This window comes from Streptomyces sp. NBC_00576 (assembly GCF_036345175.1).
Lineage (GTDB): Bacteria > Actinomycetota > Actinomycetes > Streptomycetales > Streptomycetaceae > Streptomyces.
In genome coordinates this window covers 7,495,804-7,512,774 of the sequence record NZ_CP107780.1, presented here as the reverse complement: position 1 = coordinate 7,512,774, position 16,971 = coordinate 7,495,804, and the positions used below count along the sequence as shown (strand labels likewise).

The following is a 16,971-nucleotide window of genomic DNA, read 5'->3' as shown; positions in this document are numbered from 1 at the left end:
TCCCACCCGGCACCCCGGCTCCACGCACGATCTGCGTTCGCCACGCGGGCGTGAAGCCACCAGCAACACCAGCAGAAGCTTCCCCCGAAGGCCCCGGCACCTGTCCACCCCAGGACAGAGACCGGGGCCTTCGGCATGAACGCCGACGCCGCCTCTACAGCAGGAGCACCGGCCCGCATTTCCAGCCCGTCCGGCGATTGAGGGCTAGGCCCGTTCAGGGCCGGAGCGGGGGTCTGGGGGCGCAGCCCCCCAGGAACAGGATGGGACGTGTAAGGGCGGCGGGGGCGCCCCCCTACCCCCGCCCCCGAGACCGAGCCGCCCGGGCAATCACCACAACAGCCTTCTCCAACGCGTACTCCGGATCATCCCCGCCCCCCTTCACCCCCGCATCAGCCTCAGCCACGGCCCGCAACGCCTCAGCAACTCCATCCGGAGTCCATCCCCGCATCTGCTGCCGCACCCGATCGATCTTCCACGGCGGCATCCCCAGCTCCCGAGCAAGATCCGCCGGCCGCCCACCCCTCGCGGAGGACAACTTCCCGATGGCCCGCACCCCCTGCGCCAACGCACTGGTGATCAACACAGGCGCCACCCCGGTCGACAACGACCACCGCAACGCCTCCAGCGCCTCCGCCGCCCGCCCCTCGACGGCCCGGTCGGCGACCTCGAAGCTCGACGCCTCTGCCCGCCCCGTGTAGTACCGCCCGACCACAGCCCCGTCGATCGTCCCCTCGACATCCGCGACGAGCTGGGTCACCGCGGACGCCAGCTCCCGCAGGTCACTCCCGATCGAGTCGACGAGCGCCTGACACGCCTCAGGTGTGGCGGATCTACCCGTGGCCCGGAACTCCGACCGCACGAACGCCAGCCGATCCGCCGGCTTCGTCATCTTGGGACACGCCACCTCCCGCGCCCCCGCCTTGCGCGCCGCGTCGAGCAGCCCCTTGCCCTTGACTCCGCCCGCGTGCAGCAGCACGAGGGTGATCTCCTCCGCGGGCGCCCCGAAGTACGCCTTCACGTCCTTGATCGTGTCGGCCGACAGATCATGCGCGTTGCGTACGACCACGACTTTCCGCTCCGCGAAGAGCGACGGACTGGTCAGCTCGGCCAGCGTGCCCGGCTGCAACTGGTCCGAGGTCAGGTCTCGTACGTCCGTGTCGGCGTCGGCGGCCCGGGCGGCGGCCACCACCTCCCGCACTGCACGGTCGAGCAGGAGGTCCTCCTGGCCCACGGCAAGCGTGACGGGGGCGAGAGGGTCGTCATGTGCGGTCTTCTTGGCCATCCCCGAAAGCATCCCACGAGCCACTGACAACGCCGCCGCCCACCAGACCCACCGGAGGCTCCAGCAGACGCCCGGGACTATCGCTACGGCTCCTCACGCCATCCCTCCCACTCCCCCACGAACTCGTCCAGCTCCGTCGCATCCAGCCGCCCCGCCTCGTCCCGCAGCACCACGAGCCACTGCGCATCCTCCGCATCGTCCTCACCGGCCAGCGCATCCCGTACGAGCTGGGGCTCCTCACCAAGGCCGAACCGTTCACGCAGCGCCTCGACCACCTCCTCGGCGGCATCACGGTCGGGCAGCACCAGTACATGTCTCACGTCGCTCACGGAGACATTTTCCGCTACGCCGAGCACCCCCGGCTCGCCACCACAGAACAGCTCACGAAGCCCATGGCAAGGCAAGCGGCCGATCCAGCCGCCTCAGTTGCCCCCACCCGGCTTCCGAACACTCGGCACACCCGACAGCTCGACCCCGAACCGCTCCCGGTACACGGAGAGCACCTCGCTGTCCGCCCCCAGTTCTCTCGCCTCCCTTTCCCCACCCGGCGCTGTCACCGTGAGACTTCGGCCGCTGAGCGTGATCCTCCCTCCGTCCTCCGTGACCCTCGAACAGACCAGCGACCGCGTGAAGTGTGACTCCGGGGAGGTGCTGTGCCACCAGGCCCCGGCCACGAAGTCACCCAGCGCTCGGGGCCGCAGTTCCAGCCGGTACCGGCGACTGCCGTCCTGGACCACGTCCAGGTCGGCCGAGTCCGCGTCCGCCCCGCCGCCCCGTGCTCCAGCCGCGTCCGGCCCCGCCTCGACGACCAGGAACGTACCTCCGGGATCCTCCTGCTCGCGCCGCTGCCCGATCGCCAGCGGACAGTGACTGTGCGCCCCGAAGCCCACGTCGACCAGCCAGTCACCGCCGTCCACCGTCCGCACCCGCAGCGCGAGATGGTCGTACGGGATCCCGAGCCGCTCCTCGTCGCCGTACACCCGCGCCGCCAGCAGCGTGACGTCGAAGCCCAGCGCGGTCAGCAACGCCCCGAAGAGACCGTTGAGTTCGTAGCAGAACCCGCCCCGACGGGCGCCCACCACCTTGTCGAACAGCCGGTTCTCCTCCAGGACGATGTCCTCGCCGAGATGGATCGACAGGTTCTCGAAGGGCACCGACACCAGATGCCGCAGTTGCAGCTCGCGCAGCGCGTCGAGGGTGGGCGACACCGGGCGTTCGACGCTCAGCCGACGGAGGTAGGCCTCAGCCTGTGCGGAGTTCATGGCCTCAGTTTCTCGCCACCCGCAGCTCCCGGCCCGCACCGCCGACCGCCAATGCCCCGTCCTCGTCCGTCCGCAGCACCACGGCGCCCCCGTCCCTGAGCGCCGCCACCGTGCTGGGAGCGGGATGCCCGTACGTGTTGTCCGCGCCGCAGGAGATGAGCGCCAGCCTCGGAGCCGCCGCCCGTATGAGGTCCGGGTCCTGATAGGCCGACCCGTGGTGGGCGACCTTCAGGACGTCGACAGCACGTACTTCCGTAGCGGCCGGCGAGCTCAACAGCGCGCGCTGGGCCGGGGGTTCCAGATCCCCGAGGAGCAGCAGGCGCAGCCCCGCCGACCGTACGAGCAGGGTGACACTGGCGTCGTTGGCGCCCTCCGGCTCGGGTGCGGGGGCCGGCTGCGGCCACAGCACCTCCCAGTCGAGGTCACCCGTCCGACGCCGCTCACCGGCGACGGCGCGCGTCACCGGGATACGCCGGGCCGCCGCCTCCCTCAGCACGAACTCGGCCTGGTCCTCGGGCTCCTCGAACCCCGTCGTCTCGATCGCGCCCACCGAGCGCCCGCGCAGTACGCCGGGCAGCCCGGCGACGTGGTCCGCGTGGAAGTGGGTGAGGATCACGAGGGGCACCTTGGTGATGCCGAGTTCGCGCAGACAGTGGTCGACCAGTGCCGGTTCGGGGCCCGCGTCCACGACCACACCGGTGCCCTCGCCCGCCGCGAGGACGGTCGCGTCCCCCTGCCCCACATCGCACATCGCGAACCGCCAACCCGGCGGCGGCCACCCCGTGATCACCCTGGTCAGCGGCGCCGGCCGCACCACCACGAGGAGCAACAGCACCCCGCAGGCCGCGCACCACCATGGATGCCTGAGCAGACGCGCGCCGGCGAACACGACGAGCACCATGCACAGCCCCAGCAGCAGCGCGCCCGTCCAGCTGCCCGGCCAGTCCACTCCCCCGCCGGGCAGCGCCGCTCCCGTACGGGCGATGTCCACGATCCACCCGGCGGGCCAACTCGCGCCCCAGGCCAGCGCTTTCGCCACCGGCATGGCCACCGGCGCCGTGGCCAGTGCCGCGAAGCCCAGCACGGTGGCCGGGGCGACCGCGAACTCCGCGAGCAGGTTGCACGGCACCGCCACCAGGCTCACCCGCGCCGACAGCACCGCCACGACCGGCGCGCACACGGCCTGCGCGGCGCCGGCTGCGGCCAGCGCCTCGGCCAGCCGCGGCGGCACCCCTCGCCTGCGCAACGCCGGGCTCCAGCGGGGCGCGAGGGTGAGAAGTGCACCGGTGGCGAGGACGGAGAGCAGGAAGCCGTAACTCCGCGCCAGCCACGGGTCGTACAGCACCAGGAGCAGAACCGCTGTCGCGAGCGCCGGGATCAGTGACCGGCGACGCCCGGTCGCGAGGGCGAGCAGCGCGACGGAGCCGCAGGCCGCGGCCCGCAGCACACTCGGGTCGGGTCTGCACACAATGACGAATCCCAGGGTGAGCACGCTGCCGAACAGTGCGGTCGTCCGGAGGGAAATGCCCAGGCGGGGTGCGAGGCCACGCCGTTCGACCTGCTGGGCGAGGGCGGGCGGGCCGATGAGCAGGGCGAGGAGAATAGTGAAATTCGCCCCGCTGACGGCCATCAGATGCGTGAGGTCGGTCTCCTTGAACGCCTCGTCCAGTTCGGATGTGACGCGTGAGGTGTCCCCGACGACCAGCCCGGGCAGCAGCGCCCGCGCATCCGCCGGCAGGTCCTCGGTGGCGTCCCGCAGCCCCGCACGCAGCCGTCCCGCGAACCGCTGCGGCGCCGACGGTTCCCGCACCACCTCCGGCGCCGCCCGCTCCCGTACCCGCAGCACGGCCGCGATCCGGTCACCGCTCGTCAGCGCGGGCACGAGCCGTCCGGTCACACGCAACCGCGTGGACGGCAGCAGCCCCAGCCAGGGCGAATGCTCCGGCCCATCCGCCGCCTCCTCGGTCGCCCGGCGGAAGGAGCCCGTCTTCGTCGGCTTCGCGCTCACGTCGACTGTCACGAGCACGGGCGTCCGCGTCGCCACCGTGCTTCCGTCCGGCTCCTCGATCCGCCGGACCTCGGCGTCGAGCAGTACGGCGCTCGGCGCGGCGTGAGCGCCCTGGATCCGGGGCCGGGTGAGCCGTGGATCGGAGGTGACCTCCAACTCGGCCGTCACGCCGGCGTACTGCCGCGCCAGCCCCGGCACAGGCCCCCGCCGCAGATCGGCCCCGTGCAGGCCGGCGGAGACGGCAGCCGCTGCGACACAGAGCAGCACGCCGGCCACGGAAACCCGCGACCAGCCACCCCACCGGGGTTGTCGCACCGGCGAGAGACTGGATCCCTCCGAGGTACGGCCGACCAGCAGGAGCACGCCGGCCACGACCGAACAGACGACCGCGACGCCGGTGACCCAGCCGGGCGGGACATCCAGCGCCAGTGCCGCCGTCGCCCAGGCAGCCAGCGCGGGCGGCACCAACCGCAGGTCCGTCGGCCCTTCCTGCCGGGGATTGGCATCCCCCAGCCGTTTCCCCGAGGCAGCGTGCACGGACCGGCGGGCGCGCGGTGCCCGACGGTCGGCAGTGACCTGGTCGTCGAGCGGGCGAGGCTCCTCGTGCGCGGCCCCGGCCACCGCGTTCCGAGGCGGACCATCGGATTCCGACGTGGGCGGTACCCGACTCATGGCTGCACGAGATTTCGCAGGTCGGCGAAGCGCCGGTCTCCGATGCCGTTCACCTCGCGCAGTTCGTCCACGGACCGGTATCCACCGTGCTGGGTGCGGTAGTCGATGATGTGCTGCGCCAGCACGGGGCCGACCCCGGGCAAGGTGTCGAGCTGTTCCACGGTGGCCGTGTTCAACGGAACAGGCGCCGCCGGTGCAGCCACCGCCCCGCCCACGGAGCCTCCCGTTCCCACGCCGGCCGAGCCGACCGCACCGCCCACGACCGCCCCCGGTGGAGGCACCGCCCCGCCGACCACCACCTGTTCGCCGTCCACCAGGAACCGCGCGCGGTTGAGCCCCTCGGTCTTCGTACCGGGACGCACCCCACCCGCGGCCTGCAATGCGTCGGCGACCCTGGACCCGGCCGGCAGCCGATGAACCCCCGGCTCCCGCACCTTGCCGCTGACGTCCACCACGATCGGTGCGCCAGCCCCTGCCACGACACCCCGGGGACCGGCCGTGCCGCCCGCGGCCCGTGCCGCCCCGAGCGGCGCCGCCCGAACCACCTCCGGCGCCCGAACGGACTGGACGCGCCCCGTCCAGAAGTGCTGTCCGGCAAGCACCGCGGCAGCGACCAGCACCACCGTGAGCGCCACCACGCTCCGCCGCTCCAGACCGCACCGCGCCTGCAACCACACGGGCATCCGCTCCCGCACCGCAAGCCCGGCCCGTTCCTGCCAAGCCCCGGCAGCCGGACCGTCCTCGGCACCGCTGCCCACCGCTTCCGCCGCACGAGGCGCCTCCCCGCCGACGCCCGCACGCCCACCGGGGACATCGACGGGAACATCAAGGCGTGCCGTCGGTGCCCGGTGTTCCTGGCCGATGCCACCGGCAGCGGAGGCCGCGAACCGCGCCCCCTCCCCGCAGTCCACCACACCCGCGTCCCGCTCACCACCCGGCGGCCCGTTCCCCAACTCCCTTCGTTCGAGTGCCCGTTCACCGAAGAGCACCTCTGCCCGTCGGCGGAGCTCGTCGGCCGACGCCTGATGCTGTCGGGCTCGGCTACGGGGACGGCGATGGCCGTGACAGACGCGGCCGTCGGACATCGGGCCGCGGCCGGGGCCGCTGGTCGCAGTGGTGGCGCGTGAACGTGATCGAAGTGCCATGCGCCGAGGATGGAGCAATCCACCACACCCGCGATGATCTTGCTCAATTCCGGTGGATTACCCATTGGTTGTGGATAACTCCATCACCCGAACGAGTGCTGCACACAGGCCTCCCGCGCACAGGTCGAACCCGCCGGAGCCCCGCAGAAGCCCCTCACCGAGGCGAAACAACCACTCCCAGCAACCCAGGTCCCGTATGCGCCCCGATCACCGCCCCCACCTCACTCACATGCAGCTCGGCCAGTCCCGGCACCCGTACTCGCAACCGGTCCGCGAGGGCCGCTGCCCGTTCCGGGGCGGCCAGATGGTGCACGGCGATGTCGACCTGCGCACTGCCGGCCCGGTCGGCGGCGATCTCCTCCAGGCGGGCGATGGCCTTGGACGCCGTTCGTACCTTCTCCAGCAGCTCGATACGTCCGCCGTCCAACTGCAGCAGCGGCTTCACCGCGAGGGCGGAGCCGAAGAGTGCCTGCGCGGCACCTATCCGACCGCCGCGGCGCAGATAGTCGAGGGTGTCGACGTAGAAGTACGCGGACGTGCCCGCGGCCCGCTTCTCCGCGGCCGTGACGGCCTCATCCACCGTGCCGCCCGCTTCCGCCGCCTCGGCCGCGGCCAGTGCGCAGAATCCGAGGGCCATCGCGACCATGCCGGTGTCCACCACCCGTACGGGCACCGGCGCCTCACGAGCCGCCAGGACCGCGGCGTCGTACGTGCCGGAGAACTCGGCGGAGAGGTGCAGCGAGACGATGCCGGTGGCGCCGGACTCGGCGACCTTGCGGTAGGTCTCCGCGAAGAGCTGGGGGCTGGGACGCGAGGTGGTGACGGATCGGCGCTTCTGGAGTGCCTGGGCCAGGGAACGGGCCGAGATCTCGGTGCCCTCTTCGAGGGCCCGGTCACCGAGAACCACGGTCAGCGGCACCGCGATGATGCCGTGGCGCTCCATCGTCCGCGGCGGCAGGTAGGCCGTTGAATCGGTGACGATAGCGACATGGCGGGACATGAGCTGGAGGTTACCTGCCGTAGCGCCTGGGCGGCAGCCCGCCCCTTTCACCTGCGGCGGGACCGGAGTGGGCTCGCCGGATCAAGTCGTGCTCTCGGGACGGGGTTTCTTCTGCCAGGGGTAGGTGGGCTGTTGCACCGGCGGGGTGATGGCGGGCCGGGTCGGTTCGGCGGCCCGGCGCGCGTCCGGGTTGTCCGGCCAGGTCTGCTGAGCCGCGGCCCCGTCGGCTGCCGGGGCCGCGGGCCACGGCGGCGGAGCAGGGGTGGAAGTCGTCGTGGGTGTCGCGGCAGGCGTGGGCTCCGTGGTCGTCCAGTGCCGCAGGGCACCCGCCTCGACGTCTATCTGGGTCCTCAGGGCGTCCAGGTCGTCGCCCGCGAAACGGGTCGCCCGGTCCCGGGCCGCCCAGCGCAGCGAGTCGGCCGCCTGCGTGATCTGGTCGGTGCGCTCGCGCAGGTCGGGCAGTCGCGCGGCGAGCGTCGCCCGGTCGGGCTCGGACTCCAGTCGCTTGAGTTCGGCGTCCAGCTCGTGGCCATGCGCGCTGAGCCGCTCGAAGAGGCCGAGGGACTCCTTGAGGGACTCGTCCTCGGCCACGCCCGCGTGCAGCGCGTCCTGTGTGGCCCGCATCGACGTACGCAGCTTGAGCCTGAGCTGGGCCAGCTCGCCGGCCGGGCCGGGCTGGGCGTACGTCTTGGCGCGCAGCGTGGTGTCCTCGACCGTGCGGCGGGCCTGCGAGATCGTCCGGTCCACACCTCTCTTGGCCGCGCCGACCACCTTCACGGTCGCGTACACGCCCAGCACGACGAACAGCAGGAAGAGCAGGGCAACAACTGCGACAGCGACTTGCACGACGCTCCTCCTCCTACCGGTCGCGGCCTTCGAGCCGCTCTTCAACCGTAAACGCAAAGGGCAGGCCCTGAGTTCCAAAAGAACCCCGAACCTGCCCGTAGGGGACTACCCCGAGCGGCCTGGCGGACCGCCCACGCCTAGATCTGCGACAAATCCTGCGCCAATGCCCGCACCGGCGTCCGGACCTACGCCGTGACGATGTTGACCAGCTTCGGCGCCCGCACGATCACCTTGCGGATCCCCGCGCCGGCCAGCGCCTCCACGACCTTGTCGTCACCCAGCGCCACCTTCTCCAGCTCGTCGTCGGAGATCGAGGGCGAGACCTCCAGGCGCGCCTTGACCTTGCCCTTGATCTGCACGACGCAGGTCACGCTCTCGTCCACGACGTACGCGGGATCCGCGACCGGGAAGTCCTGGTGGACGACCGAGTCGGGGTGGCCCAGCCTGCGCCACAGTTCCTCGGCGATGTGCGGGGCCAGCGGCGCGACCAGCAGCACCAGGGCCTCGGCGACCGTGCGCGCCACCGGACCGCCCGCCTTGGTCAGGTGGTTGTTCAGCTCGGTGACCTTGGCGATGGCGGTGTTGAACCGCAGGCCCTCCAGGTCCTGGCGGACTCCGTCGATCGCCTTGTGCAGGGCACGCAAAGTCGTCTCGTCGGCCTCGGTGTCGACGACGGTGACCTCGCCGCTGTTCTCGTCGACGACGTTGCGCCACAGCCGCTGCAGCAGCCTGTACTGGCCCACCACCGCGCGCGTGTCCCACGGCCGCGACACGTCCAGGGGGCCCATCGCCATCTCGTACAGGCGCAGCGTGTCCGCCCCGTACTCGGCACAGATCTCGTCCGGAGTGACCGCGTTCTTCAGGGACTTGCCCATCTTGCCCAGCAGCCTGGTGACCTTCTCGCCCGCATAGAAGTAGGCGCCGTCGCGCTCCTCCACCTCGGCGGCCGGTACGGCGATGCCACGGCTGTCGCGGTACACGAAGGCCTGGATCATGCCCTGGTTGAACAGCCTGTGGAACGGCTCGACCGAGGAGACGTGCCCCAGGTCGAACAGGACCTTGGACCAGAAGCGCGCGTACAGCAGGTGCAGCACGGCGTGCTCGGCGCCGCCGACGTACAGGTCGACGCCGCCGTGGGGCTGGCCCTCGCGGGGGCCCATCCAGTACTGCTCGATGGCCGGGTCGACCAGCTTCTGGTCGTTGTTCGGGTCCAGGTAGCGCAGTTCGTACCAGCAGGAACCCGCCCAGTTGGGCATGGTGTTGGTCTCGCGGCGGTACTTCTGCGGGCCGCGGCCGTCACCCAGGTCCAGGGTGACGTTGACCCAGTCCGCGTTGCGGGACAGCGGCGTCTCCGGGGAGGTGTCCGCGTCGTCCGCGTCGAAGGTGCGCGGCGAGTAGTCCTCGACCTCGGGCAGTTCCAGGGGCAGCATCGACTCGGGCAGCGAGTGGGCGACGCCGTCCTCGTCGTAGACGATCGGGAAGGGCTCGCCCCAGTAGCGCTGCCGGCTGAACAGCCAGTCGCGCAGCCGGAAGTTGACGGTGCCGCGGCCGATGCCCTTGCGCTCCAGCCACTCGGTGATGCGCGCCTTGGCGTCGGCGACGGCCAGCCCGTCCAGCGAGATGTCGTCGTTGGCCGAGTTGATGATCTTCGCGTCGTAGGCCCCGAAGGCGTTGTCCCACGTCGAGGTGTCGGTGTCGCGCCCGTCGGTCGGCTCGACGATGCAGGGGATCGGCAGCTCGAAGGCGCGCGCGAACTCGAAGTCGCGCTGGTCGCCCGCCGGTACGGCCATGATCGCGCCGGTGCCGTAGCCCATCAGGACGTAGTCGGCGATGAAGACGGGGATCTGCTCGCCGTTGACCGGGTTGGTCGCGTACGAGCCGATGAAGACGCCGGTCTTGTCCTTGGCCTCGGCCTGCCGCTCGACGTCGGACTTCGAGGCGGCCTGGGCGCGGTAGGCGGCGACAGCCTCGGCGGGCGTGGCGTGGCCGCCCGTCCAGACGTCGTGGGTGCCCTCGGGCCAGGCGGCCGGGGTGAACTTCTCGACCAGCGGGTGCTCGGGCGCCAGGACCATGTAGCTGGCGCCGAACAGGGTGTCGGGGCGGGTGGTGAAGACCGTGATGGCGTCGCCGTCCACGGGGAAGTCGACGCGGGCGCCCTCGGAGCGGCCGATCCAGTTGCGCTGCTGCAGCTTGATGGCCTCGGGCCAGTCCAGCGCGTCCAGGTCGTTCAGCAGCCGGTCGGCGTAGGCGGTGATGCGCATGTTCCACTGGCGCAGCTTGGCCTTGAAGACGGGGAAGTTACCGCGCTCGGAGCGGCCGTCCGCGGTGACCTCCTCGTTCGCCAGTACGGTGCCCAGTCCCGGACACCAGTTGACGGGCGCCTCGGAGGCGTACGCCAGGCGGTACTCGCCCAGGACGTCGGCGCGCTCGGTGGCGGTCAGCTGGTTCCACGCGCGCGCGTGGTCACCGGGTACGGCACGCTCGCCGCTCTCGAACTGGGCGATCAGGGCGGCGATCGGGCGGGCTCTGTCCGCCTCCTCGTCGTACCAGGAGTTGAAGATCTGCAGGAAGATCCACTGGGTCCACTTGTAGTAGGCCGGGTCGATCGTGGCGAAGGACCGGCGCTTGTCGTGGCCCAGGCCCAGCCGGCGCAGCTGGACCTTCATGTTCTCGATGTTGGTCTCGGTGGACACCCGCGGGTGCGTGCCGGTCTGCACGGCGTACTGCTCGGCGGGCAGGCCGAAGGCGTCGAAGCCCAGGGTGTGCAGGACGTTGTGGCCGGTCATGCGCTGGAAACGGGCGAACACGTCGGTCGCGATGTAGCCCAGCGGATGGCCGACGTGCAGACCCGCACCGGAGGGGTAAGGGAACATGTCCATGATGAACTTCTTGGGCTTGGCGGCCAGCTCCGGGTCGTCCGCCAGATCCCCGCTCGGGTTCGGGGCGGCGTATGTGCCCTCGGCGTCCCAGAAGTCCTGCCAGCGTGCCTCGATGTCGGCCGCCATGGCGGCCGTGTAGCGGTGCGGCGCCGCCACCTCGGTGGTGGCAGCGGGGTTCGTCTCGCTCATGGTCCTCAAAGCTCCATCGATCGTCTCTGCCAGCGGCTGGAAATGAAAAATCCCCTCACACAGGAGGGGACGCCGCGCCGATGCCGACCACGATTCGTCAGCGGTCGGGACTGATCAGCGCGGCTCGCTAAGCAGAAGGCGTACGGCACGCATGGCGTCAGGGTACCGCAGCCGTCGAGCGCGCCGCGACGGAGTTCCCGGGGGCGCAGGGCACCGCATGCCACGCCCGCAACCAGTCCCGAGAGTCCACACAGGACCCACACATGACTCCCCCACGGCGACCTCAGGCCCCGGCGGGCACGTGAATCGCCACACAGTAAAACCTGAACCAGGTTCAAAAATTACTTCGCGTAACAACCCCTATGGGACATCACAACGGCCTCACAGCCCTTTGGTAACAGCGCAATAACTCAAACCTCGTACTCCTCGGTATGTCTCGACTTAGAGTTCGACGCGGGACCGCCTTCCCGAACCGCTCGGAGTTGCCCCCATGAACCCTCGTAGTAACAGTTCGCTTCCCAGGACGGGCCGTTCGGCCTCCGGGATGGCGACGGCTGCCATGCTGCTGCTCATACCGGTGATCGTGTTGGTCGGAGGTGACTCGGTCCAGGACTTCCTCAACTTCGGCGCCGGCGTGCTGTCACTGGTCGCCCTCTCCTGCTCGGTCATCTGGGGCCTGGTCGCGACCGACCGGGTCTTCCTGAACACCCGTCAGCGGTTGATCGCACAGGCCGTGCACCGGACGACCGCCGTCTCCTCGGTCGCGTTCCTGCTGCTCCACGTCTCGGTCAAGCTGGCACTCGACCACGTCACGCTGATCGCCGCGCTGATCCCCTTCAGCCTCGGCGTCACCGGCACCTCAGGTCTCATCGGCATGGGCTCCATGGCCGGCCTGCTCATGATCTTCACGGCCGTCACCGGCGCACTGCGCAGCCGGTTCGCCTCCCCGGCCCCGGTCGCGGCGCGCTGGCGCGCGATGCACATGCTGGCCTACCCGGCCTGGTGCTTCGCGCTGGTCCACGGCCTGTACGCGGGACGCCAGGCGAAGCCGATCTTCACGATCCTGTACGGCCTGTGCCTGGTCGCGGTCATCGCGGCCCTGGCGCTGCGCTCGGCGCCCCGCCCGTTCAAGCGCAAGGTGGCCGCTCAGATCATGGCGATCCTGGGGTCCCAGGAGCGGCCGGGCCGCGAGGGCCTGGACGCCAGCAGGGCGCGCCTCGGGGAGTCCGCCCTGCCGGGCTACGAGAACCAGTCCGCGGGCAGGCCCGCGCGCGGGGACTCGGGAATCCCCCCGCAGCGCAGCGCGCCCGCCGCGGCGCCGCTCTACGACGCTCCGGCCAGCCGCACCATGACCCCCGAACCCGCGCAGGACGGGTTCGCGGCGGCCTACCGCGCCGTGACGCCCCCGCGCGCGCAGGACGCGTACATGGACCAGACCGCGCGCATGGACCTGTCGATGGACATGCAGGCCACCGAGGCGATCCCGCGAATGGACGGCAGTACGTCGGGCAGCTGGCCGATCCCGTCCCCGCCGCCCGTGGGCGAGGCTCCCGTGTCGGCGTACGACCCGATGAACGACACCGGATACAACATCCCGGCCTATGGCAATCCGGGCACGGCCGCGTACGGCACGAGTGATGTGTACAACACCGGTGAGTCGAATGCCGCCTATGGCACGTACAACGCGAACGACACGTACAACAGCGGTCCCGCCACTGATGCAAACCCCGGTGCTACCTATGACTTCGACGCACCGGGTTCGGGCGAACCTTGGAACGCGCCTTCCGGAGGCTTTAAGTGAACGAGGCTCTGCCCGACGTACCCGAAGTCCGCGTGGTGGGGCTTCCCCAGCTCACGTCGGGTTTCGACCTCGTCGAGAGACTTGACCTGCCCATGCACCTGAAGGTGCACGGTCCGCTCGAACCGATGGGCGGCGAGCAGCTCGCGCAGCTCGCCGAACGTATTTCCCTGAAGGGCCGCGGCGGCGCGGGCTTCCCTTTTCACAAGAAGCTGCGGTCGGTCGCCGAGTCGGCGATCCGCCGCGGTGTGCGGCCGGTCGTCGTCGTCAACGCGAGCGAGGACGAGCCCGCCTGCCGCAAGGACACGGTGCTGGTCAACCGTGCCCCGCACCTGATCCTGGACGGCGCCCTGCTGTGCGCGGAGGCCATGGGCGCCCGCACCCTCGTCATCGGGGTGACACGTGAATCCACGCAGCGCTCCATGGAGGCCGCGCTCGCCGAGCGCGGCCTCAACAACGGCCGCCGATCGGCCCTCCGCGCGCGCGTGCAGCGCAATCCGATCCGGATGGTCACCGGCGCCGCGGCCTCGCTGGTCCGTTCCATCGACGGCGGCCCGGCGATCCCGCCCGGCCGCAAGATCAGCGCCTCGCAGAGCGGCGTAGGCGGCGCGCCCACCCTGCTGTCCAACGCCGAGACCTACGCCCAGCTGGCGATCGCCGCCCGCATCGGCGCCGAGCGCTACTGCAACACCGGCCTGTACGACGAGCCGGGCACCGTCATGCTCACGGTCTCCGGCGCGGTCGCCCGCCCCATGGTGATCGAGGTACCGACGGGTGTGCCGCTGCGGTACGTCCTGCAGCTCGCCGGCGCCCCGCCGGTCCCGCAGGGGGTGCTGACCGGCGGCTACCACGGCAAGTGGATCGACGCGGCGACGGTCAACGAGGCGATCGTCTCGCGCAACTCCCTGGACGCGGTGGGCGGTGCGCTCGGCGCGGGCGCGATCCTGCCGATCAGCCAGGACACCTGCCCGCTCGGCGAGTCGCTGCGCGTGGCCCAGTGGCTGGCCGAGGAGAGCGCGGGCCAGTGCGGCCCCTGCTACCTCGGTCTGCCCGCCGCGGCGCGCGGCATGGAGGACATCCTCAACGGCGGCGGCCCGGCCGCCCTGGAGGCCGTCAAGCAGGTCGCCAAGTCCGTGAAACGGCGCGGTGCGTGCTCGCACCCGGACGGCTCGGCGATGTTCCTGGAATCGACCATCAAGGCGTTCACGGACGACCTCGCCGCCCATGTCCTCGGAAACGGCTGCGGAAGGCCCGTAGAAGGCGTTCTGCCGCTCTTCGAGGGCGGCCAGACGCCCACGGGCATCCCCGGTGGCCAGGCGGAGGAGGAGAGCGGCCCCAGCCGCCAGAAGATCTACGTCGACTGGACCCTGTGCCGGGGTCACGGCCTGTGCGCCGACATCCTCCCCGAGGTCTTCGAACTGGGCGCCGACGGCTTCCCGACCGTCGCACAGGCGAAGGTGCCCCGGTACGCGGAGGCGAAGGCGCTGCGCGCGGTGCGCCGCTGCCCGGCACTGGCGCTGCGCATCGAGGAGGACACCAGGACCTCGGCCCCGGACCGCCTGCCGGTCCTGTCCCAGCGCGGCGGCAGGGGCCGCCGCGCCCTCGGCAGCGGTCGCTGAGACACACGGAGAACACGTACGGCGGGCCACTCGGATCGATCGAGTGGCCCGCCGTATGTTCTCCATACGTGTTCTTCGTGCACAACGCCGAAGGCGGGCCACCCTGATCGGGTGACCCGCCTTCAACTTCTGTGGAGCTAAGGAGAATTGAACTCCTGACCTCCTGCATGCCATGCAGGCGCTCTACCAACTGAGCTATAGCCCCTTGTCGCGTTCCTCCGGGTTTCCCCGGCGGCGACGCCAACATTACCGGTCCCCCCGGTGCAGCACCAAATCGTTTCCGTCCACCCCGGCACGGGTGCCGGGGTCAGGCCGTGACGAACGAGTAGAACCGTTTGAGGGTGCAGTGTTCTTCGAGGAGCCGGCCATAGATCGGCTCGCCCTCCAGCTCACGGTAGGTCTCGATCGGGTCGCCCTTTATGATCAGCGCCCGCGCGCATTCCTCGCACCAGTACTGGTAGTCATGGTTCACCGGCTCCATGTCACGGACGATCGGCGTACCACTGCCGCACCAGTCGCATTTCCTCCTGTGTGCACCCATCGATCAGCTCCAGCTGTGGCCGCAGGCCGTGCACACGTAGGAAATGCCACCGTTGTCACCGAGCACCTGGGCAACATGGCCGGAACCGCAGGAAGGACAGCTGAGACGGGTTCTCCTGCCCCGTATGACCGCCGCTTCAGGGAGGTGACCGACCTCCCTGAGGATGCTTGCAGGCATCGCAACTCCCTCCCGTCGGGCCGCGCCCCCTTCCGGCCGTTTGATTCTGCCACGACTGGACCAATACGGTCAGCGACGCCTTCGTACCAGTCCGGACACGGCACCCACCGCGGCCGTCGCGGCCAGCGCGAACATGCACATAAGAAGAGCTTCCGCAGAGGTATACGCCTCCGGGCCCCCAAGTGACTCAAGCCGGTTCAAGAAGAGTGTGCCGAAGACGGCGACCCCCAGCAGCTGGCCGATCTGGGTGACCGTGGCGAGCAGACCGCTGGCGTCCGCCGCGTCCTCGGGCCGGACGGTGGCCAACGCGCGCGTGAGGGTGGGGCTGAAGGCGAGCGCGAGCCCGGAGCCCACTCCCGCGTACGCGACGTACACCAGGGCGCCCCCGCGGTCACCGCCCTGGAGTACGAGTCCCACAGCGGCCACGGAGAGGGCGGTGAGCGCGAACCCGGCCGGGGTCAGGGCGTGTTGCCAGGAGGCGGGCCAGGCACGCCACGTCAGGCCGACCAGGCCGAAGACGACCGCGGTCGGCGCGAAGGTCAGTCCGGCGCGCAGGGCGCTGTAGCCGAGGCCGCCCTGGACGTGCAGTGTCAGCGCGAACAGGAAACCGGCGTTGACCGCCATCGCCGCCGCGATCCGGACGACAGCGAGCCCCATGCCGGGGTGACGCAGCACACGCGGGGCGATCAGCGGGGCGCCGCCGCGCCGGGCGAGCCGGGTCTCGAACACACAGAACAGCCCGAAGAGGGCCACGGCGGCAGCCAGCGATAGCCACGTCCACACCGGCCAGCCCTCCTCCTGTCCGAGCACCAGCGGCACCGTGAACAGCGAGACCGCCGCGCCGAGCAGCACAAGGCCGGGCAGATCCAGACCCCGCGCGCCCTCCCGTCGTGCCGCCGCGTCGTCGCCCGGCAGCACGCGCCTGCCGACGACCAGAAGTACGGCGCCCACCGGCACGTTGACGAGGAACACAGGCCGCCAGCCCGTGCCGAACAGATCGGCGGCGACCAGGACCCCACCGAGCACCTGCCCGGCGGCGGCGCCGGTGGCGAGGACGGCGGCGTACGCGCCGAGCGCACGCGCCCTGGCCTCGCCGGTGAAGGTGCGCTGGATCAGGCTGAGCACCTGCGGGATCATCAGCGCCGAACCGGCTCCCTGCACCAGCCGGAAGGCGATCAGCTCACCGGTGCCCTGGGCGAGGCCGCAGGCGAGCGAGGCGGTCGTGAAGAGGGCGAGCCCGGCCAGATGGACCCGCCGGTGGCCGAGCAGGTCACCGAGGCGGGCGCCGGTGATCAGGAGCACGGAGTACGCGATGGTGTAGCCGGCGATGACCAGTTGTAAGTCGGCGCCGGAGGCATGGAGTTCGGTACCGATGGTGGGGGCCGCCACGTTCACGATGAACACGTCGAGCAGCGCCATGAACTGAGCCGCGAGAACGACCGCGAGCAACGGCCGGGGGCCGTTGTCAGTGCCAGGCGCTTTACTGATCGCAGGACTTGAAGTGGGTGCGGGAGTGGGACCTGTCCGGGGTGTCGTCGTCATGGCTGCGAGCC

General features: G+C 70.8%; 12 protein-coding genes and 1 tRNA gene. 2 read left to right on the top strand and 11 right to left on the bottom strand.

Annotated elements, in window-relative coordinates; all coding sequences use genetic code 11:
* Positions 1 to 292: 292 nt before the first annotated feature.
* The 8 genes from holA to leuS form a co-directional block, all read right to left on the bottom strand.
* A complete protein-coding gene (gene holA, locus OG734_RS32730; RefSeq protein ID WP_330291029.1) occupies positions 293 to 1,282 on the bottom strand; it encodes a DNA polymerase III subunit delta in 990 nt (329 codons plus the stop codon).
* An 83-nt stretch (positions 1,283 to 1,365) separates the two neighbouring features.
* Positions 1,366 to 1,611 (bottom strand): hypothetical protein, encoded by a 246-nt coding sequence (locus tag OG734_RS32725; protein ID WP_330291028.1) that lies wholly within the window; start codon positions 1,609 to 1,611, stop codon positions 1,366 to 1,368.
* Positions 1,612 to 1,704: 93 nt separating this feature from the next.
* Positions 1,705 to 2,544, bottom strand: coding sequence for an arylamine N-acetyltransferase family protein (locus OG734_RS32720; RefSeq protein ID WP_330291027.1), 840 nt, complete (start codon positions 2,542 to 2,544; stop codon positions 1,705 to 1,707).
* A 4-nt stretch (positions 2,545 to 2,548) separates the two neighbouring features.
* Positions 2,549 to 5,089, bottom strand: a complete 2,541-nt coding sequence (locus OG734_RS32715) for a ComEC/Rec2 family competence protein (RefSeq protein WP_330293876.1) — start codon at positions 5,087 to 5,089, stop codon at positions 2,549 to 2,551.
* Positions 5,090 to 5,220: 131 nt separating this feature from the next.
* Entirely contained in the window at positions 5,221 to 6,369 is a 1,149-nt protein-coding gene (locus OG734_RS32710) for a ComEA family DNA-binding protein (RefSeq protein ID WP_330291026.1), read from the bottom strand.
* Positions 6,370 to 6,523: 154 nt separating this feature from the next.
* Positions 6,524 to 7,369: a DegV family protein gene (locus OG734_RS32705; protein ID WP_330291025.1), complete on the bottom strand. Its 846-nt coding sequence runs from the start codon at positions 7,367 to 7,369 to the stop codon at positions 6,524 to 6,526.
* Between the two features lie 81 nt (positions 7,370 to 7,450).
* The gene (locus OG734_RS32700; protein WP_330291024.1) at positions 7,451 to 8,215 is read right to left on the bottom strand and encodes a hypothetical protein; all 765 of its coding nucleotides are present in this window, start codon (positions 8,213 to 8,215) and stop codon (positions 7,451 to 7,453) included.
* A 185-nt stretch (positions 8,216 to 8,400) separates the two neighbouring features.
* The gene (leuS, locus tag OG734_RS32695; RefSeq protein WP_330291023.1) at positions 8,401 to 11,283 is read right to left on the bottom strand and encodes a leucine--tRNA ligase; all 2,883 of its coding nucleotides are present in this window, start codon (positions 11,281 to 11,283) and stop codon (positions 8,401 to 8,403) included.
* A 490-nt stretch (positions 11,284 to 11,773) separates the two neighbouring features.
* Between leuS and OG734_RS32690 the strand changes: the two genes are divergently transcribed.
* The gene (locus OG734_RS32690) at positions 11,774 to 13,084 is read left to right on the top strand and encodes a cytochrome b/b6 domain-containing protein (protein WP_330291022.1); all 1,311 of its coding nucleotides are present in this window, start codon (positions 11,774 to 11,776) and stop codon (positions 13,082 to 13,084) included.
* On the top strand, positions 13,081 to 14,700 hold the full coding sequence (locus OG734_RS32685) for an NADH-ubiquinone oxidoreductase-F iron-sulfur binding region domain-containing protein (RefSeq protein ID WP_330291021.1): 1,620 nt from the start codon (positions 13,081 to 13,083) through the stop codon (positions 14,698 to 14,700). Before OG734_RS32690 ends, OG734_RS32685 begins: the two co-directional genes overlap by 4 nt.
* 132 nt (positions 14,701 to 14,832) lie before the next feature.
* Here the strand turns inward: OG734_RS32685 and OG734_RS32680 are convergent.
* The 3 genes from OG734_RS32680 to OG734_RS32670 form a co-directional block, all read right to left on the bottom strand.
* Positions 14,833 to 14,905 (bottom strand) — tRNA-Ala (locus tag OG734_RS32680).
* Between the two features lie 102 nt (positions 14,906 to 15,007).
* On the bottom strand, positions 15,008 to 15,241 hold the full coding sequence (locus tag OG734_RS32675) for a hypothetical protein (protein ID WP_044472114.1): 234 nt from the start codon (positions 15,239 to 15,241) through the stop codon (positions 15,008 to 15,010).
* 246 nt (positions 15,242 to 15,487) lie between these two features.
* Positions 15,488 to 16,960 carry an MFS transporter gene (locus OG734_RS32670; protein WP_443064959.1) on the bottom strand — a complete coding sequence of 491 codons (1,473 nt, stop codon included), beginning with the start codon at positions 16,958 to 16,960 and terminating at the stop codon, positions 15,488 to 15,490.
* Positions 16,961 to 16,971: the final 11 nt, after the last annotated feature.

Excerpts from the sequence above, each read along its gene's own strand:
- OG734_RS32675 (WP_044472114.1), bottom strand. The coding sequence starts at position 15,241 with ATGGGTGCACACAGGAGGAAATGCGACTGGTGCGGCAGTGGTACGCCG.
- holA (WP_330291029.1), bottom strand. The coding sequence starts at position 1,282 with ATGGCCAAGAAGACCGCACATGACGACCCTCTCGCCCCCGTCACGCTT.
- OG734_RS32690 (WP_330291022.1), top strand. The coding sequence starts at position 11,774 with ATGAACCCTCGTAGTAACAGTTCGCTTCCCAGGACGGGCCGTTCGGCC.
- OG734_RS32720 (WP_330291027.1), bottom strand. The coding sequence starts at position 2,544 with ATGAACTCCGCACAGGCTGAGGCCTACCTCCGTCGGCTGAGCGTCGAA.
- OG734_RS32705 (WP_330291025.1), bottom strand. The coding sequence starts at position 7,369 with ATGTCCCGCCATGTCGCTATCGTCACCGATTCAACGGCCTACCTGCCG.
- OG734_RS32710 (WP_330291026.1), bottom strand. The coding sequence starts at position 6,369 with ATGGCACTTCGATCACGTTCACGCGCCACCACTGCGACCAGCGGCCCC.
- leuS (WP_330291023.1), bottom strand. The coding sequence starts at position 11,283 with ATGAGCGAGACGAACCCCGCTGCCACCACCGAGGTGGCGGCGCCGCAC.
- OG734_RS32670 (WP_443064959.1), bottom strand. The coding sequence starts at position 16,960 with ATGACGACGACACCCCGGACAGGTCCCACTCCCGCACCCACTTCAAGT.